Source organism: Bacillus sp. LR--39, from assembly GCF_053613335.1.
The window spans coordinates 1-1,106 of the sequence record NZ_JBSIOT010000305.1; the positions used below are offsets into that span (position 1 = coordinate 1).

Annotated in this window: 1 protein-coding gene and 1 pseudogene; one reads left to right on the plus strand and one right to left on the minus strand. The window is 41.7% G+C overall.

The features are described 5' to 3' along the window. A pseudogene (htrA, locus tag ACWHAR_RS22730) lies at positions 1–523 on the plus strand (serine protease HtrA); the annotation flags it as partial. A 173-nt stretch (positions 524–696) separates the two neighbouring features. On the opposite strand, the gene ACWHAR_RS22735 reads toward htrA, so the two are convergent. Further along, positions 697–1,059, minus strand: coding sequence for a hypothetical protein (locus tag ACWHAR_RS22735; RefSeq protein WP_003180937.1), 363 nt, complete (start codon positions 1,057–1,059; stop codon positions 697–699). Positions 1,060–1,106 lie beyond the last annotated feature (47 nt).

Sequence of the window (1,106 nt, forward strand, 5' to 3'; positions counted from 1 at the left end):
GAACGTCATTCAAACCGACGCGGCCATCAACCCCGGCAACAGCGGAGGCGCCCTTTTGAATACAAAGGGTGAAGTGATCGGCATCAACAGCATGAAAATCAGTGAAAGCGGAGTAGAAGGCATCGGATTTGCGATTCCAAGCAATGATGTCAAACCGATTGCAGAAGAGCTGATGTCTAAAGGAAAAATTGAGCGCCCGTTCATCGGAATCGGCATGATGGATCTTGAGCAGGTGCCGGAAAACTATCAAACAGGCACCCTCGGATTAAGCGGCAGCCAGTTAAACAAAGGCGTCTACATCCGCCAGGTCGCTTCAGGCTCCCCAGCTGAAAAAGCGGGCCTTAAAGAGAACGATGTCATCGTCAGCTTTAACGGAAAAGAAACCGATACAGGAAGCGCGCTGCGCAACCTTCTTTACAACGATGCAAAAATCGGGGATACGGTAAAGGTTACCCTCATTCGAAACGGCAAAACCATGACAAAACAAATCACCCTTGACCAGAAAGAATCCGCATCATCTTAACAGCATGCCCCCCTTTACGGGGCCGCCGGCTGTGCCGGATGCCTTTTATATAAAGACTCTGTTAGATTTGGATGTTGTTAAATACGCAAAAATAAAGGGAAGCCGTAGTAAAAACGGTTTCCTTCAATCTTGTTATGTAACTCACACGATTCTGAAACAATTTAAGAACCGTCTTATATAAGACGGTTCTCCAAAGATTCGATTGCCAGTTTTAGTGCAGTCAGGCGACGCTCATTTAATGTTTTTTGAGGACTGCCTTCTTTTGCTTTTGCTATTTGTTTTTCAATAGATGGAATGATACCTTTTAAAACTTTTTTAGTAGTCAATATGATTTCTTCGTTATAGCCGAAATCTTCTCCATACCAAGTACCTTTTAGGCTTTCTAAACCAATTTTCACTGCGTTTAGTCTCTTTTTGACAAGAGTTGTGTTTGAACCTTTTTCTGTCGTGCTTTTATAAGCATTTGTTAGTTTATTAAAAGTTGATTCCAAAGATTTAATGGACAAATCTTGGATTTCTTGGCTGACAGTATTCATATACAAACCTCACTTTTCATTTTTAATAACCCAACATTTTATAAATT

Bases quoted from the DNA above. Each gene is read 5' to 3' on its own strand.
- ACWHAR_RS22735 (WP_003180937.1), bottom strand. From the start codon at position 1,059: ATGAATACTGTCAGCCAAGAAATCCAAGATTTGTCCATTAAATCTTTG.